This window comes from Roseomonas sp. AR75 (genome assembly GCF_005222815.1).
Taxonomy (GTDB): Bacteria; Pseudomonadota; Alphaproteobacteria; order Acetobacterales; family Acetobacteraceae; genus Falsiroseomonas.
The window spans coordinates 943,785-969,494 of record NZ_STGB01000006.1 but is presented as its reverse complement, the minus strand read 5'-3'; the positions used below and the strand labels follow the sequence as shown (position 1 = coordinate 969,494).

Here is a 25,710-nt window from a genome sequence, read left to right as displayed (position 1 = left end):
GCCTCGCCGCAGCGCAAAAATACGGGCGCTATCCACAGGATATTGCGGTGCCGGACGTGGAATACCCCAAGATGCGGCTTGCCCGGCCGCTTGCGTCCCCGCAGGATGCGGCCATGTCGCAGCTCCGCGGAACCTTGTGGGACGGCATCCCCCTGCAGCGGGTCCGTGCCGCGCCCGACCCCGATTCGCCCTCGCGCGCCGTCGCCCTGCCCGTCGCCTGGGACGAGGAGGAAGCCGCTGCGCTCGCCGCCATTGCGCCGGGATCCGGCCCGGTGGTGCTGCCGCGGCTCGCCGAGGCGTGGATCACGCCGCTGGCCGAGCGGGGGCGACAGCTTCGCATCCTGGCCGACGCCACGGAGGCGCGCGCCTTCACGGAGGGGCTGCGCGCCCTGCTGCTGTCGCGCCGCGGCGCGCCGGGCCTGGCCCTGTGGCGGCAGGAGGCGAAGGGCACGCCGCGCTTCGTGCTGAATCTGCCGGCCTTCCTCTCGCCCGATGGCGGCTTCGACACGGAAGCCTATGCCGCGGCCGTGGCGCTCGCGGTGCGGGCGCTCGACATCGCGACCGGCGCCAAGGCGCATCGCCTGGTGCTCGGCTTTGCCGATCTCGCTGGACTGCTGGCCGGGCTCCGCCTTGCCTATGGCAGCGCCGAGGGTCGCGCGGTGGGCGCGGCCATCGCCGCCCTGACGCGCGGCGCCGCCGAGGCGGAAAGCGGACGCCTGGCGGACCGGATGGGCGCGCGGGAGCCGGTGGCGCTGCTTGCGCCGGCGCCGCCGGGCGAAACCCCGGTGCCGGGGCTGGCCGCGGCGGCGCGCGCCGCACTCGATGCCGCGGCCGGATGCGCCGGGCTGCGTCATCGCGCCCTGGTGGCATTGTCGGCGCCCGACGCGGTGGAACAGCTGCTTGGCGCCGAAAGCGGCGGGCTTGCGCCCGCGGCCGGGCCGAGCCGGCTGACGCTGGACCGCGACGGCTGGGTGGCGGAACTGCCGACCCGCGCGGCGCTGCGGGCCGGCGCGGCCGCCGAGCGCCTGCTCGCGCCGCCGCCGCATGCGGCCTGGCTGGCCATGACGCAGGCCATCTCGCCCTTCCTGCATGCCGCGCCGCCGATGCCCGCGGCCGAGGCCGCGCCCGCACGCCCCGCTGCTCCGGCGCCGGCGCGTGCCCCTGCCCTGCCGCTGCGCCCCTCCGGCGCGGTGTGGAAGGTGACGGTCGGCGGGCATCGCGTGGTGCTGCGCACAACCGAGGACCCGCAGGGCCAGCCCGTCGAGATCGCCATCGCGCTGACCAAGGAAGGCGCGGCCTATCGCAGCCTGATGGATGCGATGATGCAGAGCGTGTCCATCGCCCTGGCCGCGGGCCTGCCGCTCGCCGCCTTCGTGGACGCGCATGCCTATACCCGCTTCGGCCCGGCCGGCGCTGTGGAGGGCGACCCGGTCATCCAGCGTGCCACCAGCGTGCTGGACTGGGCCTTCCGCAAGCTCGCGCGCGAGTATCTCGGCCGGCTCGACCTGCCCGATCCCGAGGAAGCCGATTGCGCGCCGGACGCCGTGGGCCGCGCGGCGGAGCAGGCACCGCTGCTGCCGCTCGACCTGCCCGAGACGCCTTCCCCGCGCGCCCGGCGCAAGCAGTTGCGGCTGGTCGGCTGAGCGGCCGGGCCGCGCGGCCCGGGCCCCTGCGGTTCAGCCCTTGTCCACGGCGTCGGCGGCGATGATCATCGGCCGCCAGGCGACGATCTCCTGCGCGACAAAGCTGTTGAAGGCGGGCGTCGTCATCGGCTCCCAGAAATTGCCGATGCGCAGGAACTGCTCGGTCACGGCCGGGCGCGCGCAGATCTCGGCCAGTGCCTGCTGCAGGCGCGCGACGATCGGCGCCGGCACGCCCGCCGGCCCCGACAGCCCGTGCCAGTTCTTCACGATGATGTCGTAGCCGAGCTCTCGGAAGGTCGGGATGTCCGGCGCCAGGGGGTTGCGGCCCTCCGCCGTCACCGCAAGCCCGTTCAGCGCGCCGTTGCGGATCGCCGGCAGGTTGGTGATCAGCCCCTCGAAGGCCATGCCGACGGTGCCGGCGGCGAGGTCGGTGCGCAGCGGGCCTGCGCCGCGATAGGGCACGTGCAGCAGTTCCACCTGCGCCAGGCGCGCGAAGGTGTTGCCGGTGATGTGGCCGATCGAGCCGATGCCGGAGGATCCGAAGGTCAGGCGCCCCGGCTCCGCCTTCGCCCGCGCCACAACCTCCGGCACGGTCTTCAGGTTGAGGCCGGGATGCGTGACGAAGCCACCGAAGGTGGAGCCGAGATAGGCGACATGGGTGAAGTCGCGCATGACGTCGTAGCTGATGCGCGGGAACATCGTCGGCGCGATGGTGAAGGGCGCGTTGTTGGACAGCAGGAACGTGTGGCCGTCCGCCGGTTCCCGCTTGAGCAGCTCCGCCGCCAGCATGCCTCCGGCGCCGGGACGGTTGTCCACCAGGAATTGCTGGCCGAACGCCTCCGTCAGCTGGGGCGCGACGACACGGGCGACGAAGTCGCTGGAGCCGCCCGGCGGGAAGGAGATCAGGATGCGCACCGCACGCTGCGGCCAGGGCGCCTGCGCCAAAGCGGGGCGGGCGAGCGCCGCGGCCGAGGCGAGGAGAAGAAGGCGGCGGCGGGCCATGCGGCTGCTCCGGTTTCGATCCGGAACATCATGCCGCATTGCAGCATGACCGCAATTGGTTTCTGATGCGGCATGCGTTTGCGCATGCTGCTCAACACCGGTTTCAGCGGCCCGCAGGCTTGGCTGCTGCTCGCGATTACACGCGGCTACGTTGCGCGGGCCGGCATCGAGCTGGAGCTGACTCCCGGAACCGGCGCCTACAACGCCGCCGCGGGCATGGTGCGCGGCGGCTTCGACCTCGGCTATGGCGACATCAACGCGCTGGTGGAGGTCGCCGCCGCAGACCCCGCCACCGCGCCGACCGGCGTCTTCGCGACCTTCCGCGCCTCGGCAGCCTGCATCGCCGTGCCGCGCGGCAGCGCGATCCGCACGCCCGCCGATCTCGCCGGCGCAGTGCTGATCGGCCATGCCAGCGACGTGGCGCTGCGCACCTTCGGGGCCTTCTGCGCGACAACGGGCTTGGCGCGGGACAGCGTGCTGGTGGAACCGGCGGAAGGCCCGATGGCCAGCCTCGCCGACCGCGTGCTGGCGGGCGAGGCGGAGGGGCTGTTCTGCTACGGCAGCACGCTGGCCGCCGCGCTCGCCGCTCAGAAGCGCGACAGCCACGCGGAGTTCGTGACCTTCCGCTATGCCGACCTCGTGCCCGACCTCTACGGCTCCGCGGTGATGGCGTCGCCAAGGATGCTGAAGGAGCACCGGGATCCGCTGATGGCGTTGCTCCGAGCGTTCCAGTCGGGACTGGTGCACGCGTTCGTGGAACGCGAGGCGGCGATCGAGGCCGTCATGGAATTCGCCGGCCCGGAGGCACGCGAGTACGTGGAGCGGCGGCGCTGGTACGAGACACTGGCGGTCGAGATGCGCGACCCGGAGCGAGGCTACGGCCTCGGCTGGGTTGAGCGTGCGCGATTCAAGCGCGGCATCGCGCTCCATGCCCAGGCACTGGGCCTGCCTATGCCGGATCCGATTGCGACCTTCACCAATGCGTTGGCGCCCGGCGGGCTCCCGAGGCTCTGATGCAGCTTTCCATCCTGCTCAATGCCGGCCTCTCCGGCCCGCATGCCGGCTTCTTCCTCGCCGAGACGGACGGGCATTTCGCCTCGGAGGGGTTGGCCGTCACGATGCGGCCCGGCCAGGGCGCCGGCGCGGCGGTCGAGGATATGCAGGGCTGCGACGCGGCCTATGGCGACCTGGCCGCGCTGATCGCGCGGCTGGGACGGGAGGCGCCGGGCGAGGGGCCGGCGGCGGTCTTCATCGCCTTCGCCGAGACGCCGCTGACCATCGCGGTCGCGGCCGACGGTCCGGTGCACGGCCCGCGCGACCTGGCCGGGCGGCGGGTCAGCGGGCATGCGCGCGACGCCGCGCTGATCGCCTTCCCGGCCTTCGCGCATCGCGCGGGTCTCGATCCGGCTTCGGTGCACATCCTGCCGGATCCGCGCAGCCTGGCCGCGCAGGTGCAGGCCATGCTGGAGGATGGCGCTGCGGAAGGCGTGTTCGGCTTCGTCAACACCATCCTGGCCGGGCTGGAAGCGGCGGGGCTGGCGGCGCTGGCGCCGCGGCTGCGCTTCCTGCGCTATGCCGATGTCGCACCGGAGCTGATGGGCAACGCCCTGGTCGTCTCCCGCGCGATGCTGCGCGGCGATCCTGGCGCGGTGCGCGGCCTGGTGCGCGCGGTGACGCGCGGGTTCCGCGCCGCCATGGCCGATCCGCGCCGCGGGGTGGAGGCGGTAGCGGCGCACAAACCGATCGCCTTCGATGCGGAGCTCCGCCGCTGGGAACGCACCATCGCAGCCGAAATGGCGCATCCCGATGTCGCGGGCTTCGGGTTGGGCGGGGCGGATCCCGCCCGCATCACCGCCGCCTGTTCGCTGATGGCCGCGGCGCTCGGCCTGCCCCGAACCCCGGCCGCCGAGGAGGTGTTCGATGCGCGCTTCCTGGGCGGCTAGCCCCGCGCGCGCGTCGGCGGCACTCTGCGCCGATCCAAGGAGACGCCCATGCCCGGCACCATCGACGCCAAGCTCGCCGAACTCGGCATCGCGCTGCCGCAGCCGGCGGCGCCCGTGGCCAACTACATCGGGTTCAACATCGTCGGAAACCTGGTCGTCGTTTCCGGCCAGATCCCCTTCGTGGACGGGAAGATCGCGGTGACGGGCAAGCTCGGCGCCGGCGTCTCGGTGGAGGAAGGGCAGCGCGCGGCGCGGATCTGCTTCGTCAACCTGCTGGCGCAGGTGAAGGCCGCCGCGGGCGGCGACCTGGACCGCGTGAAGCGCGTGGTGCGGCTCGGCGGCTTCGTCGCCTGCACGCCGGAGTTCACGCAGCAGCCGCAGGTGATCAACGGCGCCTCCGACCTCGCCGTCGCGGTGTTCGGCGAGAAGGGCAAGCATGCCCGCGCCGCGGTCGGCTGCCCTGCCCTGCCGGGCGACGCGGCGGTGGAAGTGGAAGGCATGTTCGAGCTGGCGTGACGCTTGCTTCGCGGGCGCACGCACCAAACTGACGCAGCATGCCCGATGGCGGCCCCGAACTGAGCCTGACGCTGCACCGGGCGATCGCGGAGATCGCGCCGCCCGACTGGGATGCCTGCGCCGGCGGCGGCAATCCCTTCGTCAGCCACGCCTTCCTGCACGCGCTGGAAGCAAGCGGCAGCGTCGGCGGGCGCAGCGGGTGGCTGCCGCAGCACGCCGCGCTGCGCGACGCGAAGGGTTCGCTGCTGGCCTGCGCGCCGATGTACGCGAAGGCGCACAGCCAGGGCGAATACGTCTTCGACCATGGCTGGGCCGACGCCTTCGAGCGTGCCGGCGGCCGGTATTATCCGAAGCTGCAGGTCGCCGCGCCGTTCAGCCCCGTGCCCGGCCCGCGCCTGCTGCTGCATCCGGCGTCCGGCCTGCGCTACGAGGCGATGGCGCAGGGGCTGGCGCAGGCCTGCACGCAACTCGACCTCTCCTCGGTCCACATCACCTTCTGCACCGCCGGGGAGTGGACCGCGCTTGGCGAGGCAGGCTGGCTGCAACGCATCGGCACGCAGTTCCACTGGACCAACGAAGGCTACGCCAGCTTCGACGACTTCCTCGGCGCGCTTTCCTCGCGCAAGCGCAAGGCGATCAGGCGCGAGCGGCGCGACGCGGAAGCCTCCGGCTTCGTGCTGAAGACGCTGCGCGGGCATGAGATCACGCCGAGGCACTGGGCCGCCTTCCACCGCTTCTACCGCGCGACCACCGACAAGAAATGGGGCCGCAGCGCCTATCTCAATGCGCGCTTCTGGCCCCTGCTGGGCGAGGCGCTGGGCGACCGCGTGGTGCTGATGGTGGCCGAGCAGGATGGCGAGCCTGTCGCCGGCGCGCTCAACCTGCTGGGGGATGAGGCGCTGTACGGCCGCAACTGGGGCGCCGTGGTGGATGCGCCCTTCCTGCATTTCGAGCTCTGCTACTACCGCGCCATCGACTTCGCGATCGAGCACAGGCTGCCGCGCGTCGAGGCCGGCGCGCAGGGGGAGCACAAGATCCAGCGCGGCTACCTGCCGGTGCCGACCTATTCCGCGCATTGGATCGAGCATGCCGGGCTGCGCCGCGCCGTGGCGCAGTTCCTGGACCAGGAGCGCCCGGCGATGCTGCGGGAGATGGAGGCGCTGGCGACGCTCTCGCCCTTCCGCAGGGATGGCGACGAGCCGGGCTGATGGGCTCGCCCTTCTTCGCGCGGATCAAGGGCGACGTGCTGCGCATCGTGGCTTCGGTGCCGAGCGGGCGCGTCGTGACCTACGCCGATGTGGGCGCGCATCTCGACGTGATGCCGCGGCATGTCGCCTACATCCTGGCGACGCTGTCCGACATCGAGAAGGCGACGCTGCCATGGCATCGCGCGGTGACGGCGGGCGGGATGCTCGGCGTGCCGAAGTCCGGTGCCGGCGGCCAAAGCCAGCGTGCGCTGCTCGCGGCGGAGGGCGCGGCCTTCGACCCGGAGGGATGCATCACCGACTTCGCCGCACGGTGCGCGGAGGTGGCGGCGCTGCCGCATGGCGTGGCGCGGCAGACCCGGCCTGCAGAGGTGCCGAAGCCCCGGCGCAGACGGTAAGCCGCAGCGCCGCCCCTCCCCGCCGATGCGGCGCGAGGCTAAGGTTGCCCCGTGTTCCTCGCCTACTCCCAGCTTGCGCTCTCGATGGCGCTGGTCGGCGCCAATGTCGCGGTCGCGAAGCTGCTGGCCGAGAGCCTGCCCGTTGCGCTGATCCTCGGCCTGCGCTGCCTGCTGGCGGTGGTCGTGATGCTGCCGCTGGCGCGCGCGATGGAAGGCAGCCTGCGCACCACGCCGCGCGTGCTTTGGAATCTGGCGTTGCAGGCGCTGTTCGGCACGCTGCTCTACAACCTGGCGCTGCTGGCAGGGCTGCGCCTGACGACGGCGCTGGAAGCGGGGCTGATCCTCGCCACCCTGCCCGCCGTGGTCGCGGTGGGGGGCGCGCTGTGGCTGCGGGAGCGGTTGCCGGCGCGGCAATGGGCAGCCGTTGCGCTCGCCGCCTTCGGCATGGGCGCGCTGGTGCTGGCGCGCGTCGCGGCGGAGGGGCATGGCAGCGCGCTCGGCAACCTGCTGGTGTTCCTCGGCGTCTGCGGCGAGGCCATGTACGTGCTGCTGGCGCGCCGCATCGCCGGCCAGGTGCCGGTGGTGACGGCGACCTTCTGGATGCAGCTTTTTTCGTTCCTTCTGCTGCTGCCGCTGGCGCTGCCGGTGGTCGGCGCCGCATCGGCGCTGGCGGAGCCTGCGATCTCGGCTCTGCTGGTGTTCCACAGCCTGACGAGCAGCGTCATCTGCCTGCTGCTGTGGTACGCAGGCATGAAGCGCGCGCCGGCCGGCATCGCCGGCGTCTTCACCGCCTTCCTCCCGGCAACCGCCGCCGCGGTTGCCGTGGGCGTGCTGGGCGAGCCCTTCACCGCGGTGCATGGCGCCGGCTTCGTGCTGCTGCTGGGCAGCCTGCTGCTGGCCACCTGGCCAACCCGGCGGTGACCCCTTCACAGCGCCGTGCGGGGCTGTCACGCTTGCAACCGTGAAGCGAACCAAGGCCCTGAGACTGGTGCTGCTGGGGGGTGGCGTCGCCACCATGCTGGCAGCCTGCGGCGACGACGAGGCGCAGGCCCGCGCCTGCCAGGAAGCCAAGGCGGCGCAGCGCCCCGATGCCGAGCAGATCTGCGCGCGCAGCAGCAGCGCGCGATCCAACAGCGGATCGCGCGGTTATTTCGGGCCGGTGATGTACGGCCGCACCCGCTCGACGAGTTCCACCGTCACGCGCAGTTCGTCGAGCCGCGGCGGCTTCGGCTCCGTCGGGCGGTCCAGCTCCTGAACCATGCGCCGCATCGCGCTCGCCCCCCGGCCCGACCAGCGCGCCCATGCGGCGAAGCTCGGCTTCGCCTTCGCCGAGATCGCCGGCGAGCCCTATTGGGACGAGACCGCCTGCTACGCCTTCGATGCCGACGAGATCGACGTGCTGGAAGCGGCGACGGCGGAGTTGAACCTGCGTTGCCTGGACGCCGTGAAGCACGCGGTGGCGCACGACCTGAACGGTCCGCTCGGCATCCCCGACGGCGCCTGGCCGATCGTGAAGCGAAGCTGGGAGCAGGGCGAGCCCTCGCTCTACGGCCGGATGGACCTGCGCTGGGACGGCAGCGGCCCGCCGAAGCTGCTGGAATACAACGCCGACACGCCGACCGCGCTGTTCGAGGCCGGCGTGGTGCAGTGGGAATGGCTGGAGACGCGCCAGGCGCTGGACCGCCCAGGCGCGAAGCCCGCGGACCAGTTCAACTCGATCCACGAGACGCTGATCGCCACCTGGCCGGCGCTGCGCCTGCCGCCCGTGCTGCATTTCGCCTGTGCGCGCGACAGCGCGGAGGATCGCGGAACCGTGGACTACCTGCGCGACACCGCCATCCAGGCCGGCATCGAGGCGCCGTTCCTGCACATGGAGGATATCGGCTGGGACGGCACGCGCTTCCGCGACCTGGAGGAGCAGGAGATCCGCGCGATCTTCAAGCTGTATCCCTGGGACTGGCTGCTGCGAGAGGCCTTCGGGCGCAACATCCCCCGCGCTGCGACGCGCTGGATCGAGCCGGCCTGGCGCCTGATCCCGTCCTCCAAGGCGTTCCTTTCGCTGCTTTGGTACCTGTTCCCCGATCATCCGAACCTGCTGCCGGCCTTCATGGAGCCGGGGCGTACGGGCGGGGCGGAGATCTCCAAGCCGCTCTGGGGGCGCGAGGGCGCGAATATCAGCGCGCCGGGCATCGAGACGGATGGACCCTATGGCGACCAGCCGCGGGTCTGGCAGGAATATGCCGAGTTGCCGGTGTTCGGCGGCCGCTATCCGGTGCTGGGGAGCTGGATCGTGGGCGGCACGGCCTGCGGCCTCGGCATCCGCGAGGATTCCACGCCGATCACGCGCGACACCAGCCGCTTCGTTCCGCATTTCTTCGAGCCCGCCGCATGAGCGGGCGGCGCTTTTCTCCCTCCCCCGTTTGCGGGGGAGGGTCGGGGTGGGGGCAGCGCTCCACCTCAGGATGGGGGATCTCCGCATGACCAGCCTCGCCACCCTGCCGGGCTTCCTGGCCTATTTCGTCACCGGCGTCGTGCTGCTGGCGGTGGCGATGTTCGCCTATGTGCAGGTCACGCCGCACAGCGAATTGGCGATGATCCGCGCCGGCAACCAGGCGGCGGCGATCACGCTGGGCGGCGCGCTGATCGGCTTCTGCCTGCCGATCGCCTCCGCCTTCTCGCACTCGATCAACCTGGTGGATGCGGCGGTGTGGAGCCTGGTGGCGCTGGCGGTGCAGATTGGCGTGTTCTTCGCGGTGGCAAGGCTGCTGGGCAGCGAGTGGCGCGCCGCGATGGAACGCGGCGAGACCGCGGGCGCGATCCTGAAGGCGAGCGTCGCGATCGGTGTGGGGATGCTGAACGCGGCGTGTCTTTCGACCTGAGGTGCGGGCCTGGTTCGCCTGCACCGGCGCGGAACTGCTGACACGCGATCCCAGGGATACGGTCGGGCGGCTTGCTTCCGCGCAGCAGGGGCGCGGCTATCCGGGGGCGGCTGACCAGGAATTCGCCTGGCAGCGCCAGGTGGCGGCGTTGCGCAACGCGATCGCCGAAGCGCGCGGCGAGCACTGGACCGTCGTGCTGGAATACGACCTGCTGCGCCTGGAGAAGCGCATCGACGCGGTGGTGCTGACCGACCGCGCCATTCTCGCCATCGAGTTCAAGACCGGTGCACCGGCCCCCGCGATGGCGGCGGAAGCGGAGGACTATGCGCTGGACCTGCGCGACTTCCACGCCGGCAGCCGCGCCCATCCCATCGTGCCGTTGCTCGTCGCCGGGGACACACCCTTCGTGCCGCCCGCGCAGCCGCCGCTGCTCTGGTATGGCGTGACGGCACCGATGACCTGCGGCCATGCGACGCTGGGTGCCGCAATGCGCTGGGTGCAGTCCACTGCACCGGAAGCGCGCGAGCCGCTGGATGGCGCCGCCTGGCTGGACGCTCCGTATCGCCCCGTGCCGACGATCATCGAGGCGGCGACGATGCTCTACGCCCGCAACGGCGTGGCGGAGATCGCGACGGCACGCGCCGACACCGCCAACCTGACACGCACGGCGGAGGCGATCCGGCGTGCCGTGCGCGCGGCGCAGGCGGCAAACGACAAGCGGGTGGTCGTGGTCACCGGCATCCCCGGCGCGGGCAAGACGCTGTGCGGGCTCAACGCCGTCTTTGCCCCGGAGGCCGGGCCGCACAGCGCCTTCCTCACCGGCAATGTCCCGCTGGTGGAGGTGCTGCGTGCCGCGCTGGCGCAGGACGCCGTGGCGCGGAGGGAATGCGGCCGCGAGGAGGCGATGCGCCGGGCGAAGCAGCGGTTGCAGAACGTGCATCGCTTCCTGGAAGACGGCGCCATGGACGCGGCGCGCCGCCCGCCGGTGGACCGGCTGATCGTGTTCGACGAAGCACAGCGCGCCTGGAACGCCGCGAAGGCCCAACTCGGCACGCGCAACAAGCCCTCCAAGCTGACGATGAGCGAGCCGGCGCACACGCTGGAGATCATGGGCCGGCACCAGGGCTGGGCGGTGATCGTCGCCCTGATCGGCAACGGGCAGGAGATCAACACGGGCGAGGCCGGGGTGGCGGAGTGGGGCCACTGCGTCGCGGCGTCGAACGGGGCCTGGCGCGCCGTGGCGGCGGCGCGCGCGGTCGACACCGCGGACCCGGTTCAACGCCTCGCCGATGGCTGGCCCGACTGGCTCGACCGCGACGACGATCTCGATCTCGCCGTGCCGGTGCGCAGCGTCCGCGACACCGCAGGCGCGGCCTGGGTGGATGCGGTGCTGCGCGGCGCGGTGGCCGAAGCGCGCGACATCGCCGCCGGCGCACCGGACCTGCCCTTCCTGCTGACGCGCGACCTGGACGCGTTGCGCGCCGCGTTGCGCCGGCTGGCGCGCGGCCGGCGGCGCGCCGGCCTGGTCGCCGCGGCAGGCGCGAAGCGGCTGCGGGCGGATGGGCTCGGCGTGCAGGCGGAGGATGTGGCGGATTGGTTCCTGCGGCGCTGGCCGGATGTACGCGCCTCCGACGCGCTCGAGACCTTCGCCACGGAATACGACTGCCAGGGGCTGGAGCTGGACGTCGTCGGGCTGGCCTGGGGCGGCGACCTGCTCTGGCGCGGCGATGCCTGGCTGCCGCGCCGCTTCGCGGGCAAGGACTGGCAGACGGTGCGCAACGCCGAGGAACGGCGGCACATCGTCAACACCTATCGCGTGCTGCTGACCCGCGCGCGCTACGAGACCGTGATCTGGGTGCCCCGCGGCAGCCGCGAGGGCGAGGCCTTCCACGACGCCACGCGCGATGCCGGGGACCTCAATGCCATCGCTGGCCGGCTGCTCGCCTGCGGCGCAAGGCCGCTGGAACCGCAGAGCCTGCCCGAGGCAACCGCGGCGCCCGCCCTGCTGTAGCGGCTTGACCTGGCGCAAGGCCGGATGCGCGAAATCGCGCTGATCTCCCGCCAGACATGCAGGAGGTCGTCATGCACCAGGATTGGGCCGCACTCGCCGCCGGGCTTTCGGCGCCGCTGAAGGAGCTGCGCGGCGGCGCGCCCGATGTGATGAAGGGCTTCTCCGCCCTCGCCCGCGCCGCGCTGGAGGCCAAGGCGCTTGATACGAAGACGAAGGAGCTGATCGCGCTGGGCATCTCCGTCGCCACGCGCTGCGCGCCCTGCATCGCCTATCACGCCGAAGCAGCGCAGAAGCTGGGCGCAACGCGCGACGAGGTGATGGAGACGATGGGCATGGCCATCTACATGGGCGCCGGCCCTTCCGTGATGTATGCCGCCCAGGCGGTGGAGGCCTTCGACCAGTTCACCGCGCGCGGCAAGCCGACGGGCTGAACCGGGCTTTCTGGCGCGGAAGTTGCACGCCTCCGACCCGTCAAGGGATGGAGGCGCTGGCCGATGACATCGTCCGACCGCACGGCATTCGATGCCGAGGGCTACGCGCGCCAGGCGGCCGCGCTGCTCGACCTGCCGCTCGACCCCGCGCATCTGCCGGGCGTGGCGGCCAATCTGCGCCTCGCTGCGCAGATGGCGGCGCTGGTGGCTTCGCGGACGCTGGCGCCGGAAGATGAGCCGGCGCCGGTCTTCGTCGCCGGGCGCGACACGCCATGACGGCGCAGGCCACGGCCGCGGCGATCCGCGCCGGCAAGCGCAGCGCGGCGGCGGTGGTGGAGGAAGCGCTGGCCGACATCGCCGCGCGCGATCCGCTCTACAACGCCTTCACCGATGTCACCGCCGATCGCGCGCGCCGGGAAGCCGCGGCGGTGGATGCCGCCATCGCGGCGGGGCGCAATCCCGGGCCGCTCGCCGGCGTGCCCTATGCCGTGAAGAACCTTTTCGACCTGGCGGGCGTCACCACGCTGGCCGGCGCGAAGATCGAGCGCGACAAGCCGCCGGCCGCGCGCGACGCCTTCCTGGTGCGGCGCATGCAGGCCGCCGGCGCGGTGTGCCTCGGTGCACTCAACATGGACGAATATGCCTATGGCTTCACCACGGAGAACGCGCATGACGGGCCCGCGCGCAATCCGCATGACCGCACGCGCATCGCCGGCGGCTCCTCCGGCGGTTCCGGCGCGGCCATCGCGGCGGAGCTGGTGCCGCTCAGCCTCGGCAGCGACACCAATGGCTCGATCCGCGTGCCGTCCTCGCTCTGCGGCATCTTCGGGCTGAAGCCGACCTACGGGCGGCTGTCGCGCAGCGGGTCCTTCCCCTTCGTCGCGTCGCTGGACCATCTCGGGCCCTTCGCGCACGACACCGCCGATCTCGCGCTCTGCTACGACGCGATGCAGGGCTTCGACGCCGAGGACCCGGCGCAGCAGCATCGGCCGGTGGAGGCGGTGGCGCCCTTGCTGCGTGAAGGCATCGCCGGGCTGCGCATCGGCGTGGCGGACGGCTACTTCGCGCGCGGCGGCCACCCCTATGTCTTCGCGGCGGTGGAAGCGGTGGCGCGCGCGCTGGACGCGACGCAGCGCGTGACCATCCCGGACGCCGCGCTTGGCCGCGCCGCCGCCTTCCTCATCACCATGGCCGAGGGCGGCAACCTGCATCTGCCGGACCTGCGCGTGCGGCCCGACGATTTCGACCCCGGCACGCGCGACCGATTCCTGGCGGGTGCGCTGCTGCCGGCAAGCTGGCTGGTGCAGGCGCAGCGCCTGCGTGCCGCCTATCGCGCCGAGGCGCTGAGGCTGTTCGATGAGGTGGATGTCATTCTGGCACCCGCCACGCCGCATGCCGCCACGCCGATCGGCCAGGCGACGATCGCGGTGGATGGCGAGGAACGGCCGATCCGCCCGCATCTCGGCGTGTTCACCCAGCCCATCTCCTGCATCGGCCTGCCGGTGCTCGCCGTGCCGATGGCCGATCCTGCCGCCATCGGCACGCCGGGCGGGCTGCCGATCGGCGTGCAGCTGATCGCCGCGCCCTGGCGCGAGGATGCGTTGTTCCGCGTGGCGGCGGAGCTGGAGCGGCGCGGCGTGGTTGCCGCTCCGCCCGTCCCCGCCGGGTAGCTATTCCGCCGCAGCGTGCCGCGGCTGCGGGGCCGCGAGCACCGCCGGTGTCGAGACCTTCGCGAAGGCGAAGAGGCCCGCGGCGAACAGCGCATAGGCCGCCGAGATGGTGGGCGAGACGGCGAAGCCCACCGCTTCCCCGTGCATGAAGCCGAAGAAGGTCAGCAGCGCGCCCGCCAGCGCGAAGGCAGCGGCCTTGATGAACTCCCGCTCGATGATGAAGACCGTGATGGCGGGCAGCACCAACCCCGTCAGGATCGCGCCCTCGCCGAGCTTCGCCAGGCCGGGATAGAGCACGCCCACCGCCGCCAGCTTGTCGAAGCCGATCGCCGCCGCGCTGGTGCCGGCCGCGCCCAGGGCGCCGTCGATCAGCGTCTTCGCCCAGGCGGCGAGATGCGGCACGAAGGCCAGCGCGATGGCCGGCGCATGGTGGCGCGGGCTCTCCTGGAAGGCCTGCGCGCCGATCAGCATGCCGATGTAGAGCAGGATCGGCGAGATCGCGACCACCGGCACCAGGCTGAGCAGCACGGAGGCGATGCCGAGCCAGGTGAGCACCAGCACCATCACACCCGTCGCGGCGGAATAGCCGATGCGCCCGCCCATCGCCTTCCAGCCGGGATGGCCGATATAGACGGCGTTGATGAAGGGGTTGCCCATCATGCAGCCGATGAAGCTGACCGCGCCGTCGGCGGTCAGCACGCGCGTGGTGGGATAGGAATCGCCCGCCGCCTCGGCGCTCTCCACATTGTCCATCGCCTCGACCAGGTCGTAGATGCCGAAGGGGATGGCGGTGACGAGGATGATGCCGATGAACTCGAACCCGCCGAACACATGGCCGACGGCCGGCAGCGGCACGGAGAAGCCGAGATTGGCGAAGCTGTCGGCCAGCCGGCCGAAGGACATGCCGCCGACGCCAAGGCCGAGCATCGCGGCAACCCAGGCGATGGCCACGCCGAGGCCGATGGCGATCAGCCCCGCCGGCAGCCCGCGCCAGTAGCGCACGCCGCCGAACCATCCCAGCAGGATGACGCCGAGGCAGAGAACGCCGATCGCCGGCGTCATGTAGATCTCCGCCGCCGGGCGCATCGAGATGAAGGTGATGGACACGCCAGCGAGCGTACCGAGCAGCGCGGCGCGCGGCGTGACGCGGCGGATCAGCGGTGCGATGAAGCCGCCGGCCATGAGGATCAGGCTTTGGATGAAGACCCAGGTCAGCCCGGCCTCCCACGCCTTCACCGGATCGTTGGTGCGGGAGAGGATGGGCAGCATGATGACGAAGGTGACGATGAACATGTGCGGCACGCTGACCCCGGAGGGCAGCGCGCAGACATCGTCGCGGCCGGTCTGCTTCGCCAGCCGCCAGGCGAGCCAGGCGTAGTAGCCGGTGCTGAGGAACAGCATCAGCCCGATGGCCGGCAGGATGCGGCCGAACACCAGCGCATCCGGCATCTGCAGCACGAAGCGCAGCAGCCCCGTCAGCACCAGCAGGTTGACGAGGATGTTGGTGCCGAAGCCGAAGAAGGCATTCCAGTCGCCCTGGGTCCATAGCCTCGGCTGTGCTGGCGCCGTCATGGGCGCGCTGGCGATGCTCATGCTGTGTCCCTTCCGGTTTCGCCCATCGCGCGGCGCAGCGCCGCGACATCGCTGACCCAGCCGAAGATCCCGCCCTGCGCCGCGACCATCGCCAGCGCGGCCTCGTGGAATTCGGGGAAGTAGGAGCCGCAGCAATCCGCCAGCACGATGCAGCGCAGGCCGCGGTCATTCGCCTCGCGCACGGTGGTGTGGACGCAGACCTCGGTGGTGACGCCGGCGACCAGCAGCGTCTCGATGCCGCGGTTGCGCAGCATCAGTTCGAGGTCGGTCTGGTAGAAGGCGCCCTTGCCGGGCTTGTCGATCACCGGCTCGCCGGGTTCCGGCGCGAGTTCCGGCACGATCTCGTGGCCCGGCTCGCCACGGATGAGGATGCGCCCCATCGGGCCGGGATCGCCGATGCGCAGCCCGGGCGGCGAGCGATGCACCTTCGCGCGCGGCGCGTCGGAGAGATCGGGGCGATGCCCTTCCCGCGTGTGCAACACGGCGATGCCGGCCGCACGCGCGATGCGCAGCGCGTCCCGGCATGGCGCCACGACGCGGCCGAGCAGCGAGACGTCATTGCCCAGCGCCGCGCCGAAGCCGCCCGGCTCCAGGAAGTCGCGCTGCATGTCGATGACCAGCAGCGCGGCGCTGCCGGGGTCGAACTCGATCGCAGAAGGTCGCGCCTCGATGACGGGCATGGCCACGCGCTCCGCACGTGGCGGAAAGCGAAGCAACTATCGTGCCGGATGCGGGAAGGTTGGATCGCTTCGGCACGCCGCGTTGGTCAGCCGCTTTGCTGGGCATGCGCGGGCGCGGTGTGCCCGCCGGGGGAGCAGACTCAGCCAGCCATGCCGCGCAGAAGCCCGCGCGCAATGACCATGCGCTGCACCTCGGAAGAGCCTTCGCCGATGCGGAACAGGCGCATGTCGCGGAAGGCGCGCTCCACCGGCTGGCCGCGCATCAGCCCCATGGCGCCATGGATCTGCACGGCGCGATCCACGACGCGGCCGGCCATCTCGGAACAATGCAGCTTGCACATGCTGGCCATCACGCCGGTCGGGCGCCCGGCCTCCCGCGCGCGGATCGTCTCATAGAGCAGGCTGCGCGCGGTCGCGACCTCCACCGCCGAATCGGCGATCATCCACTGGATCGCCTGGCGGTCGGCCAGCGGCGCGCCGAAGGTGCGGCGCGCCTTGGCCTGCGCCACGGAGAGCTCCAGCATGCGGTCGGCGGTGCCGAGGCAGATGCTGGCCACGCTGAGCCGACCTTCGTCCAGCGCCTCCAGTGCGAGACGGAAGCCCTGGCCGACCTCCCCGAGCACGGCATCCTCCGGCACGACGCAGTCGTGCAGCATCACCTCCGCCACGGTCCAGGCATCGGTGCCCATGGTGCGGTCCACGCGGCCGACGACGAGGCCTTGCGTGCCGCGCTCCACCAGGAAGCCGGTGACGCCGCCGCCGCCGCCCTTCTCGGGGTCTGTCACCGCCATCACCAGGAACAGATCGGCCACATCGGCATTGGAGATGAACTGCTTCATGCCGTTGATCACCCAGCCGCCATCCTGGCGCCGCGCCCGCGTGCGAATTGCGCCGGCGTCCGATCCCGCTTCAGGCTCGCTCAGCGCGAAGGCGGTGCGCGATTCGCCGCGCGGCAGCTTCGGCAGGTAGCGCGCCTTCTGCGCCGGCGTGCCGTGGCGCTGGATGGCCATGGGCGTCAGCCCGCTGGAGCTCGCCACCAGCACGGGGAAGATCGGGTGGCCACGGGCCAGCTCCTCCTGCACCAGACAGTATTGCGCCAGGCCCATGCCGGCGCCGCCATGCTCCTCCGCCAGGCGGATGCCCAGAAAGCCCTGGCGTGCCAGCGCCTCCGTCAGGCCGGGCGGGTAGTCGCTGCCGCGGTCCATCGCCTCCGCGAAGGGGCGCAGCTCGGCTTCCACGAAGCGGCGGACCTCCCGGCGCATCTCCGCCAGCTCCGGGCGGATCTCCATCTCCAGCATGGCAGGCAATTCCTCCGGCCGCAGGATCGGCCGGGATAGCGCAGATGGTCAACGCGCGATTTGACCCATGGGTAAGTTCCTATCGCACTTCGCGCTGGACGAGCGCCCAGCGGCCGCCTAGGACGGCGGCATGAGCCAGAGGAAACGCACGAGCCGGGCCGCGGTGTTCGACCGCAGCCAGGATTACGAGACGCGGCGCGCCGCCATCCTTGCGGAAGCGGCACGGCAGTTCAACCAGCGCGGCTTCGCGCTGTGCTCCATCGACGACATCGCGGAGCGGCTGCGCATCACCAAGCCGGCCGTCTACTACTATTTCCGCAACAAGCAGGAGCTGCTGTACGAATGCTACGTGCAGGCCTTCGACCTCGCGGACCAGGCGCTCGATCGCGCCACGCAGGAAGGCCGCTCTGGCCTCGAGAAGATGGAGCTTTATGTCCGCGCCTATCTGCTGAACGGCGCCACGCCCGATTCGCATATCGTGCCATTGCGCGAGCAGCGCGCCTTGCCGCCGCCGCTGCGACAGAAACTTGACCGTCGCCGCCGCGCGCGTCGCGACCGGCTGCGCACCCTGGTCGCCGAAGGAATCGCCGATGGCTCGGTTCGGCGCTGCGACCCGAAGGTGGTCGTCAGCGCCTGGGCGGGCGCCGTCGGCTGGATCCTCGAAAGCTACGATCCGCGCGGCCCGCTGGGCTTCGGCCAGGTGGCGGAGGAACTGATCGGCCTGCTGCTGCACGGGCTGGCCGAGCAGGCAAAGGGCTGAGGCGATGCATCCTTCGAAACAGCGCAAGCTCGCCACCAACATCGCGACCTCGACCGAGACCAGCATCACCGTCCGCGGCAAGGACCTGGTCAACGAGCTGATCGGCCACCGGACCTACACCGAGATGGTCTACTTCCTGACCACCGGCCGGATGCCGGGTGCGACCGAGACCAAGGTGCTGGATGCCTGCCTGGTCACGCTGATGGAGCACGGGATGACCATCAGCGCCATCGTCACGCGCCTGATCGCGGACAACGTGCCCGGCGAGAGCCAGGTGGCGATGGCGGCGGGTCTGCTGCCGATCGGCAGCGTCTTCGTCGGCACCATGGAAGGCTGCGCGCGCATCCTGCGCGAAGGCGTCGAACGCGGTGGCGATGCGGAGGCCTTCGCGCAAGCGGTCGTGGCCGACCACATGACCCGCAAGGCGGCGCTGCCGGGCTTCGGCCACCGCCTGCACAAGCCAGACGATCCCCGCGCGCTGCGCCTGCTGGCCATTGGCGAGGAGCTGGACCTGAAGGGCGATCATATCCGCGTGCTGCGCGCCCTCGGCGTCGCGCTGGATGCGGCGCTCGGGCGGCACATGACCATCAACGCGACCGGCGCCATCGCCGCGCTGCTCTGCGAGATCGGCATCCCGCTGGAAGCGATGCGCGCGATGGCCGTGGTCTCTCGCGCCGGCGGCCTGCCCGGCCACATCATGGAGGAGCGGCGCACCGGGTCGGGGCGGCGCATCTGGCGCATGGTGGATGACGCCATCCCCTACGAACCGCCGGAGGATGACGGCGGCGCTTGATGGCCGCGCCTCATCCCATCGTGATGCGGGCGTCCCGGATAACCTGCGCCCAGAACGCCGTCTCCGCTTCCAGGTAACGGCCGAATTCCGGCGGCGTCATCGGCGCAGGCGCGGAGCCGAAGCTGATCAGCCGCTGCTCGATGGCGGGGTCGGATAGCGCCTCGGCAATCGCTTCCGCCAGGCGGGTCCGCAGCGGCAGCGGCGTCGCCGGCGGCGCGACGATGCCGGACCAGCTCAGCCCGTTGACGCCGGGGAAGCCCTGCTCGGCGATGGTGGGAATGTCCGGCGCCGCGCGATGCCGTTCGGTGCCGACCAGGCCGAGGATGCGGATGCGGTTGTCGCGCGCCAACGGCAACTGCACCAGCAGGTCGGAGAAGCCGGCATCCACCTCGCCCGCGGTGATCGCGACCAGCGCCGGCCCGGCGCCGCGATAGGGCACGTGCAGGATGTCGAGGCCGGTCGCCTTGCGGAACAGCTCCAGCCAGGCATGCGCGATGCTGCCGTTCCCGTTCGATGCGACCTTCAGCGGCTGGCCGCGGCCGCGCGCCCAGGCGACGAGTTCGGGCACGGTGCGCGCGGGAATCGCGGCATTGATCGCCAGGCCCGATCCGCTGACCACTACGCGCGTCACCGGCGTGAAGGCGCGGGGATCGAAGGGCATGTTCGCCTCGAGGTTCGGCGTGATGCAGAAGGTGGAGACCGCGCCGAAATACAGCACCGAGCCATCGGTCGGCGCGCGGAAGACGTATTGCCCGGCCACCACGCCGTTGCCGCCGGGGCGGTTGTCCACGATGAAGGTGCTGCCGAGCCTGCTGCCGAGCTTCTCCGCCAGCAAGCGACCGATCAGGTCGATCGGGCCGCCGGCGGCGAAGGGGATTACGATGCGCGTCGTGGCCGGCTGCTGCGCGAAGGCACCGGCCGCGGGCAGCAAGGGCGCGGCGGCCAGGCCGCGCAGCAGGGTCCTGCGGAACATCGGCATTCCTCCCATCATCGCTGAGGGAAGGATGTCTTACCCGCGGGTCAGGAGTCAAAGCCTCCTGATCAGGCGAGCACCGCGAGCGCATCGGCCGCCCGCACGCCCTGCCCTTCCGGCAGGACGAAGAGCGGGTTTATCTCCGCGGTGACAAGCCGGGCGCCGAGCGCCTCGCCCATCGCGGCAAAGGCCAGCACCGCATCGATCAGCGCGGGCACATCGGCGCGCGGGCGCCCGCGAAAGCCGCGCAGCAGCGGCGCGCCGCGCAGTTCGTCGAGCATGCCTTCCGCCGTGGCGCGATCCAGCGGCAGCAGGCGCAGCGCGGTGTCGCCGAACAGCTCCGCAGCGACGCCACCCATCCCAAGCAGGATCGCAGTGCCAAGCAGCGGATCGCGCTGCAGGCCGAGGATCACCTCCACGCCGTCGCGAAGCTGTTCCTGCACCAGCAGCCCGTCCGGCGCGCGGCCGGCAGCGACCGTGACGCGGGCGAGCATCGCTGCACCTTCGGCCGCGACCTCGGCAACCGGCACGCCCAGCCGTACGCCACCGACATCGCTCTTGTGGGCGAGGTGGCGGGACAGCGCCTTCAGCACGACGGTTTCGCCAAGGCCCACAGCGGCCGCGGCGGCTTCCTCCGGCGTGGCGCAGGCGACCTCGCGCACTGGCGTGATGCCGAAGCGCGCGAACAGGGCCTTGCTCTCCGCCTCGTCCAACGGGCCGGAGGCGAGGTCCGGCGCGGGCTGCGGCAGGTTCGCTGCGGGCGTCACCGCGACCGGCGTGGCAAGCGCGGCGAGCATCGTTGCCGCGGCTTCCGGCGCGCTCGTCGCGGGAATGCCCTGGCGCTGCAGGGCCGCGCCGATCTGCGGCGCATGCGGGCTGAGATAGGCGAGCAGCGGCTTGTCGCCGAGCGCCTGCCCCGCCGCGATGGCATCCGCCGCCAGGCGGGGCTGCGCCAGCGCGGAGGAGCCGACGACGACGGCGAGCGCGTCGTAGCTCGGGCTGTCCAGCAACGCGGCGATCGCGCCGTTCAGCACCTCCGGCTTCAGCCCGGCGAGCGTCAGGTCCAGCGGGTTTGCCACGGCGGCCTCGCCCGTCAGCGCGCCGAGCCGTTCGGCGGTTGCCGCATCGGGCGGCGGCAGGGTGAAACCGGCCAGACCGAAGCTGTCGGCGAGCAGCGCGCCCGCCCCGCCGGTGGAGGTCAGCACCGCAACGCGACGCCCCTTCGCGACGCGCCGCGTGGCCAGCGCGGCGGCGATGTCCAGCAAATCCGCGAAGCGCTCCGCGCGAACGATGCCAAGCTGGCGGAACAGCGCGTCGTACAGCCGATCCGCGCCGGCCAGCGCGCCGGTGTGGGAGATCGCGGCCTGCGCCCCGGCCTCCGAGCGCCCGACCTTGTAGGCGACGATGCGCTTGCCGGCGGATGCGGCCTTGCGCGCCGCGGCGCGAAAGGCATCCGGCCGGCGCAGCCCCTCGACATACAGCGCGACCACGTCGGTGGCGGGATCGTCCGCGAGGTGATGCAGCACGTCCGCCACATCGATGTCCGCCTCGTTGCCGGTGGCGACCAGGCTTGAAAAGCCGATCCCCTGCGCCGCGCCACGCGACAGCACCGCGCCGAGGATGCCGCCGGATTGCGAGACCAGGGCGATGCGCCCCGCCGCGAGATCCTCCACCTCCAGCGCACCGGAGGCCGAGAGCACGACGCGGTCCGTCAGGTTCACGAGGCCGATGGTGTTCGGGCCGAGCAGGCGCATGCTGCCCGCCGCCGCCTTCAATCGCGCCTGGCGATCCGTGCCGTCGCCGCCGCTTTCGGCAAACCCGCCGGCCAGCACGATGGCGGCCGCGGCGCCGCGCTCGGCCAGCGCGCGCAAGGCGGCCTCTGCGCGGTCGGCGGCGAGCAGCACGATACCGACATCGGGGGCGCCGGGCAGGTTCGCCACATCGGGGAAGCAGGGCAGACCCGCGACCTGCTGCACGCGCGGATTGACCGGCCAGATCGCGCCGCCGAAGCCGTGGCGCTGCAGATAGCCGACAGGCCGGCCCGTGGTGCGCGTGACATCCGCCGAAGCGCCGATGACCGCGACGCTCTGCGGCCGCAGCAGGCGATCGAGCCCGCTCATCGCTTCGACTTCTGTAGGAAGGCTTCGACGGACGCGCGGTGCTCGCCGGTGGTGTAGCAGATGGCCTGCGCCTTCGCGCCTTCCGCCAGCACGTCCTCGAAGCTCATCTCCAGCGAGCGGTCGAGCACGGATTTCGCGAGTGCCAACGCGGCGGGTGAGCCGGCGGAGAGCTCCTTCGCCCACGCCGCGGCGGCGGCGGGAAGCTCGGCATCCGGCACCACGCGCTCGATCATGCCCATCGCCAGCGCCTCCGCCGCGCCGACGCGGCGGCCGCTGAACACCAGTTCCTTCGCGCGCGCCAGGCCGACGCGGCGCGGCAGGAAATACATGCCGCCGCCATCGGGGATCAGGCCGCGGGCGACGAAGCTCATGGTGAAATGCGCACTCTCCGCCGCCATCACGAAGTCGCAGGCCAGCGCGACGTCGCAGCCAAGGCCGGCGGCGGCGCCGTTCACCGCGGCGATGGTGGGCTTTGGGAAGTTGTGCAGCAGCGCGACGGCGCGATGCGTGCGGCCCTGGCGGCGCCAGCCGTTGAAGGCGACCTCCTCGGCCGGGGCGGACAGGCGTTGCTGCATGCCGCGCACATCGCCGCCGGCGCAGAAGGCGCTGCCGGTGCCGGTGACGACGAGCGCGCGCACGGCGGCATCGGCCCCTGCTTCCTCCAGCGCGGCGATCATCTCCCGGCGCGTCGCGTCGTCGATGGCGTTGCGCCGCTCCGGTCGATTGATGCGGAGCGTGGCGATCCCATCCTCCACCGCGTAGGCGATGGCGGTTTCTTCGCTCATGCTGTCGGTCCTTCTATGCGACGCGGAGATCTATTCGACGCGGAGCTTCGCGCGTTCCACCACGCGCTTCCAGCGCGTCCGCTCCTCCACCAGCAGGGCGGCGAGATCGGCGGGCGTGGCACTCGGCGCGATCTCGTCCACCCCGTTCTCCACCAGCTTGCGGCGGATGGCGGGATCGTTGAGCGTCGCGTTCAGCGCGCGATGCAGGATCGCGATGCGGTCAGCCGGCGTGCCGGCCGGCGCGAGCAACGCATACCAGGTGGCGCTGTCGAGCTCCGGGAAGCCCTGTTCCACGCTGGTCGGAACATCCGGCAGCGCGGCGCTGCGGGTCTTGCCGGCGATGGCCAGCGCGCGCAGCCGGCCGGAGGCGATATGCGGCTGCAGCGGCGCGGACGCGTTGGTGATGATCTCCAGCCGCCCCGCCAGCACATCCGTCAGGGCCGGTCCGGTGCCGCGGTAGTGCACCGGCTCCAGCTCCGCGCCGAGCACCACGCCGATCATCGCGCCGAGCGCATGGCCCGTGGTTCCGACGCCGGGCGAGCCATAGCGCATCGGTGTTGGCGAGGCCTTCGCCACGGCCTGAAGCTCCCGAAGGTTGCGGGCATTCACGCTGGGGTTGACGCAGATCACGTTCGGCGCGGCGCCGATGAAGCCGATGGGCGCGAAATCCTTCTCGGGATCGAAGGGCAGGCGCGGCTGCACCAGGGAGGAGATCAGGAAGCTGCCGCTGCCCGCGAGCAGCATGGTGTAGCCATCGGGCGCCGCCTTTGCGACCAGGTCGGTGCCCAGCACGCCGCCGGCACCGCCGCGGTTCTCGATGACGATGGGGTGGCCGAGCCGGGCCGCCATGTCCTCCGCGATGAAGCGGCCGACGATGTCGTTGCTGCCGCCGGCCGTAAAGGGGATGACCAGGCGCATCGCCCGGGTCGGGAAATCCGCCTGCTGCGCGCGCGCGAGGCGCGGCATTGGCAGCAGGGCCGCAAGGGCAAGGGCGTGGCGACGGCGCATGACGGGTTCCTCCTTGTGCTTCTTCGGCCGCATCTTCTGCACCCCGGAACCGCGGCGGTCGAGCTTTGAATCTTTGCCCTGCCCCAAGATTTTGTTAGGCTGCGCCGATGGACCGCCTGCCGCCGCTCGCCGCGCTGCACGCCTTCGCGCTTGCCGTGGAGCGTGGCAGCCTTGCTGCCGCGGCGTCGCGCCTGAATGTGACACAGCCTGCCGTCAGCCGGCGCGTGCGGGAGTTGGAGACCGTGCTCGGCGTCGCCCTGCTGCAGCGCGGCGCCAATGCCGTGGTGCCGACCGAGGCCGGCGCGCGCTACGCCGCAGCGCTGCGCGAGGCGTTCGGCGCCATCCGCCAGGCCACGGCGGAACTTGGCGCCGGGCCGGCTGCGCCGCTGCGGGTGCGCGCCTACACCACCTGGGCGCTGCGCTGGCTGATCCCGCGCCTGCCGCGCTTCCGTGCGCTGCACCCGGCGATCGAGATCGAAGTGATGACCTCGACGGCAGCACAGGTGGACTTCGCGCGGGAGGGGCTCGATGTCGCGGTGCGCAGCCATGCCGGCCCGCCGCAGAAGGGCGCGTTGCGGCTGCAGCCGATCACGCTGATGCCGCATGCGACGCCCGCGGCGCTGCGTCGCGAAGGTGCCGCGGGGCTGACGCGCCTTGGCAGCCGCGTGCGGCCCGGCGACTGGGCGACCTGGCAGGCCGCGCAGCGCGGAGGCGCGGGGCCGGTGCAGCCACTGCTGTTCGAAAGCACGTCGCTGGCGATCCAGGCCGCGCTGGAGGGACTCGGCGCGGTGATCTGCCCGCCCGCCTATGTGGCGGAGGAGGTGCGCCGCCGCCGCCTCACGCCCCTGCCCGGGACGGAGGCGGCGACCGGCGAACATTACTGGCTGTTGCTGCCGCCCGGCCGGCAGCGACCGGCCGCGCAGGCGTTCCGCCACTGGCTGGTGGACGAAGCAAATGCCGAGGCGCTGATGGCCGCGCCAGACCCGCGGCGCCTCGGCTAGCGTTGGTCAATCCACGCGGATGTTGTTCTTGCGGATGACCTCGCCCCATTTGGCGAGCTCGCTGCGCATGAAGGCGCCGAATTCCTCGGGGCTGTTGCCGCCGGGAATGGCGCCCTGCTGGTTCAGCTTTGCCCTGATGTCGGGATCCTGCAGCGCCGCGATGGCCGCACGACGGATCGCCGCGAGCGCCTGCGGCTCGGTACGCGCCGGCGCGATCAGCCCGTGCCAGTTGCTGGCATCCACGCTGGGCATGCCGAGCTCGCGGAAGGTCGGCACGTCCGGCAGCCAGCTCACGCGCTGTGGCGTACCGACCGCCAGCGCGCGCATGGTGCCGGCGCTGATATGCGGCAGCAGCACCGGCAGGTCGGCGAAGCCGAGCTGGACCTCGTTGCGCAGGATCGCGGTGGCGAGCTGCCCGCCGCTGTTGTAGGCGATCTGCACCATGTCGAGGCCCGCCGCGGCGCGAAGCTGCTCGGCGGCCAGATGCGGCATGGAGCCGTTGCCGGTGGAGCCGAAGTTCAGCGCGCCCGGCCGCGCCCGCGCATCGTTCACCAGATCCTGCAGGCTGCGATAGGGCGAGATGCCCGGCACCACCACCGGCTCCGGCACCAGCACGCCGAGCGTGACCGGCGCGAGATCCTGCAGCGGGTTGTAGGGCGTGCCGCGGCCGAGATTGGGCGAGATCGCCAGCGCGCCGGCGCTGCCGATGCCGAACACATACCCGTCCGGCGCGGCTTTCGCGATCACGTCCACGCCGGTGACGCCACCGGCGCCGACGCGGTTGTCCACCACCACCGGCTGCCCGAGCGTCTGCTGCATGTGCGGCGCCAGCAGGCGCGCGACGATGTCGCTCGGGCCGCCCGCGGCGAAGGGAACGACGAAGCGTACCGGCCGCGTCGGGAAACGGTCCTGCGCAAAGGCGGGCAAGGCGACCACCAGGCCGAGCAGCGCGATGGCGATGCTTCTGAACTTCATGCGTGTTCCTCCTGCGTGCTGACGTG

General features: G+C 71.9%; 26 protein-coding genes. 17 read left to right on the top strand and 9 right to left on the bottom strand.

The window, feature by feature from the left end; translation table 11 throughout:
• Positions 1–113 precede the first annotated feature (113 nt).
• Positions 114–1,643 carry a TSCPD domain-containing protein gene (locus E4T13_RS29060; protein ID WP_137181823.1) on the top strand — a complete coding sequence of 510 codons (1,530 nt, stop codon included), beginning with the start codon at positions 114–116 and terminating at the stop codon, positions 1,641–1,643.
• A gap of 33 nt (positions 1,644–1,676) precedes the next feature.
• Here the strand turns inward: E4T13_RS29060 and E4T13_RS29055 are convergent, their stop codons facing one another.
• Positions 1,677–2,645 (bottom strand): tripartite tricarboxylate transporter substrate binding protein, encoded by a 969-nt coding sequence (locus tag E4T13_RS29055; protein ID WP_170985320.1) that lies wholly within the window; start codon positions 2,643–2,645, stop codon positions 1,677–1,679.
• An 84-nt stretch (positions 2,646–2,729) separates the two neighbouring features.
• Here E4T13_RS29055 and E4T13_RS29050 point away from each other — a divergent pair, with 84 nt between their 5' ends.
• The 13 genes from E4T13_RS29050 to E4T13_RS28990 all read left to right on the top strand — a co-directional run bounded on the left by E4T13_RS29050 (position 2,730) and on the right by E4T13_RS28990 (position 13,698).
• The gene (locus tag E4T13_RS29050) at positions 2,730–3,659 is read left to right on the top strand and encodes an ABC transporter substrate-binding protein (protein ID WP_170985319.1); all 930 of its coding nucleotides are present in this window, start codon (positions 2,730–2,732) and stop codon (positions 3,657–3,659) included.
• Positions 3,659–4,588 (top strand): ABC transporter substrate-binding protein, encoded by a 930-nt coding sequence (locus E4T13_RS29045; protein ID WP_137181820.1) that lies wholly within the window; start codon positions 3,659–3,661, stop codon positions 4,586–4,588. The genes E4T13_RS29050 and E4T13_RS29045 overlap by 1 nt, the downstream gene beginning before the upstream one ends.
• 48 nt (positions 4,589–4,636) lie before the next feature.
• Entirely contained in the window at positions 4,637–5,104 is a 468-nt protein-coding gene (locus E4T13_RS29040; protein ID WP_137181819.1) for a RidA family protein, read from the top strand.
• 38 nt (positions 5,105–5,142) lie between these two features.
• Complete coding sequence (locus tag E4T13_RS29035) at positions 5,143–6,312, top strand: GNAT family N-acetyltransferase (RefSeq protein WP_170985318.1); 1,170 nt, start codon at positions 5,143–5,145, stop codon at positions 6,310–6,312.
• Complete coding sequence (locus E4T13_RS29030; protein WP_137181818.1) at positions 6,312–6,707, top strand: MGMT family protein; 396 nt, start codon at positions 6,312–6,314, stop codon at positions 6,705–6,707. The genes E4T13_RS29035 and E4T13_RS29030 overlap by 1 nt, the downstream gene beginning before the upstream one ends.
• A 51-nt stretch (positions 6,708–6,758) precedes the next feature.
• Complete coding sequence (locus E4T13_RS29025) at positions 6,759–7,628, top strand: DMT family transporter (protein WP_240791335.1); 870 nt, start codon at positions 6,759–6,761, stop codon at positions 7,626–7,628.
• Between the two features lie 40 nt (positions 7,629–7,668).
• Entirely contained in the window at positions 7,669–7,962 is a 294-nt protein-coding gene (locus E4T13_RS29020; RefSeq protein WP_137181817.1) for a hypothetical protein, read from the top strand.
• Positions 7,963–7,965: 3 nt separating this feature from the next.
• Complete coding sequence (locus E4T13_RS29015; protein WP_137181816.1) at positions 7,966–9,099, top strand: glutathionylspermidine synthase family protein; 1,134 nt, start codon at positions 7,966–7,968, stop codon at positions 9,097–9,099.
• Positions 9,100–9,184: 85 nt separating this feature from the next.
• Positions 9,185–9,586, top strand: coding sequence for a DUF350 domain-containing protein (locus E4T13_RS29010; protein WP_206030327.1), 402 nt, complete (start codon positions 9,185–9,187; stop codon positions 9,584–9,586).
• Position 9,587: 1 nt separating this feature from the next.
• Positions 9,588–11,597: a DNA/RNA helicase domain-containing protein gene (locus E4T13_RS29005; protein WP_137181815.1), complete on the top strand. Its 2,010-nt coding sequence runs from the start codon at positions 9,588–9,590 to the stop codon at positions 11,595–11,597.
• Between the two features lie 71 nt (positions 11,598–11,668).
• The gene (locus E4T13_RS29000) at positions 11,669–12,028 is read left to right on the top strand and encodes a carboxymuconolactone decarboxylase family protein (RefSeq protein WP_137181814.1); all 360 of its coding nucleotides are present in this window, start codon (positions 11,669–11,671) and stop codon (positions 12,026–12,028) included.
• Between the two features lie 63 nt (positions 12,029–12,091).
• Positions 12,092–12,304: a DUF4089 domain-containing protein gene (locus tag E4T13_RS28995; protein ID WP_137181813.1), complete on the top strand. Its 213-nt coding sequence runs from the start codon at positions 12,092–12,094 to the stop codon at positions 12,302–12,304.
• Positions 12,301–13,698, top strand: coding sequence for an AtzE family amidohydrolase (locus E4T13_RS28990; protein WP_137181812.1), 1,398 nt, complete (start codon positions 12,301–12,303; stop codon positions 13,696–13,698). Before E4T13_RS28995 ends, E4T13_RS28990 begins: the two co-directional genes overlap by 4 nt.
• Here E4T13_RS28990 and E4T13_RS28985 read toward each other — a convergent pair whose 3' ends face one another.
• From E4T13_RS28985 to E4T13_RS28975, 3 genes are all read right to left on the bottom strand, one after another.
• Positions 13,699–15,291, bottom strand: coding sequence for a hypothetical protein (locus E4T13_RS28985; protein ID WP_206030326.1), 1,593 nt, complete (start codon positions 15,289–15,291; stop codon positions 13,699–13,701).
• Complete coding sequence (locus E4T13_RS28980; RefSeq protein ID WP_137181811.1) at positions 15,288–15,971, bottom strand: cysteine hydrolase family protein; 684 nt, start codon at positions 15,969–15,971, stop codon at positions 15,288–15,290. Before E4T13_RS28980 ends, E4T13_RS28985 begins: the two co-directional genes overlap by 4 nt.
• 140 nt (positions 15,972–16,111) lie before the next feature.
• Positions 16,112–17,269, bottom strand: coding sequence for an acyl-CoA dehydrogenase family protein (locus E4T13_RS28975; protein ID WP_137181810.1), 1,158 nt, complete (start codon positions 17,267–17,269; stop codon positions 16,112–16,114).
• 130 nt (positions 17,270–17,399) lie between these two features.
• Here E4T13_RS28975 and E4T13_RS28970 point away from each other — a divergent pair, with 130 nt between their 5' ends.
• Positions 17,400–18,029, top strand: coding sequence for a TetR/AcrR family transcriptional regulator (locus E4T13_RS28970; protein ID WP_137181809.1), 630 nt, complete (start codon positions 17,400–17,402; stop codon positions 18,027–18,029).
• Positions 18,030–18,033: 4 nt separating this feature from the next.
• The gene (locus E4T13_RS28965) at positions 18,034–18,822 is read left to right on the top strand and encodes a citryl-CoA lyase (RefSeq protein WP_137181808.1); all 789 of its coding nucleotides are present in this window, start codon (positions 18,034–18,036) and stop codon (positions 18,820–18,822) included.
• Positions 18,823–18,832: 10 nt separating this feature from the next.
• On the opposite strand, the gene E4T13_RS28960 is transcribed toward E4T13_RS28965, so the two are convergent.
• The 4 genes from E4T13_RS28960 to E4T13_RS28945 form a co-directional block, all read right to left on the bottom strand.
• Positions 18,833–19,795: a tripartite tricarboxylate transporter substrate binding protein gene (locus E4T13_RS28960; RefSeq protein WP_170985317.1), complete on the bottom strand. Its 963-nt coding sequence runs from the start codon at positions 19,793–19,795 to the stop codon at positions 18,833–18,835.
• A gap of 68 nt (positions 19,796–19,863) precedes the next feature.
• On the bottom strand, positions 19,864–21,915 hold the full coding sequence (locus E4T13_RS28955) for an acetate--CoA ligase family protein (RefSeq protein WP_137181806.1): 2,052 nt from the start codon (positions 21,913–21,915) through the stop codon (positions 19,864–19,866).
• On the bottom strand, positions 21,912–22,700 hold the full coding sequence (locus E4T13_RS28950; RefSeq protein ID WP_137181805.1) for an enoyl-CoA hydratase/isomerase family protein: 789 nt from the start codon (positions 22,698–22,700) through the stop codon (positions 21,912–21,914). Before E4T13_RS28950 ends, E4T13_RS28955 begins: the two co-directional genes overlap by 4 nt.
• A gap of 30 nt (positions 22,701–22,730) precedes the next feature.
• Positions 22,731–23,708, bottom strand: coding sequence for a tripartite tricarboxylate transporter substrate binding protein (locus E4T13_RS28945; RefSeq protein WP_137181804.1), 978 nt, complete (start codon positions 23,706–23,708; stop codon positions 22,731–22,733).
• A gap of 107 nt (positions 23,709–23,815) precedes the next feature.
• Between E4T13_RS28945 and E4T13_RS28940 the strand changes: the two genes are divergently transcribed.
• Entirely contained in the window at positions 23,816–24,709 is an 894-nt protein-coding gene (locus tag E4T13_RS28940) for a LysR substrate-binding domain-containing protein (RefSeq protein ID WP_137181803.1), read from the top strand.
• 6 nt (positions 24,710–24,715) lie between these two features.
• Here the strand turns inward: E4T13_RS28940 and E4T13_RS28935 are convergent, their stop codons facing one another.
• Positions 24,716–25,684, bottom strand: a complete 969-nt coding sequence (locus E4T13_RS28935; protein WP_137181802.1) for a tripartite tricarboxylate transporter substrate binding protein — start codon at positions 25,682–25,684, stop codon at positions 24,716–24,718.
• Positions 25,685–25,710: the final 26 nt, after the last annotated feature.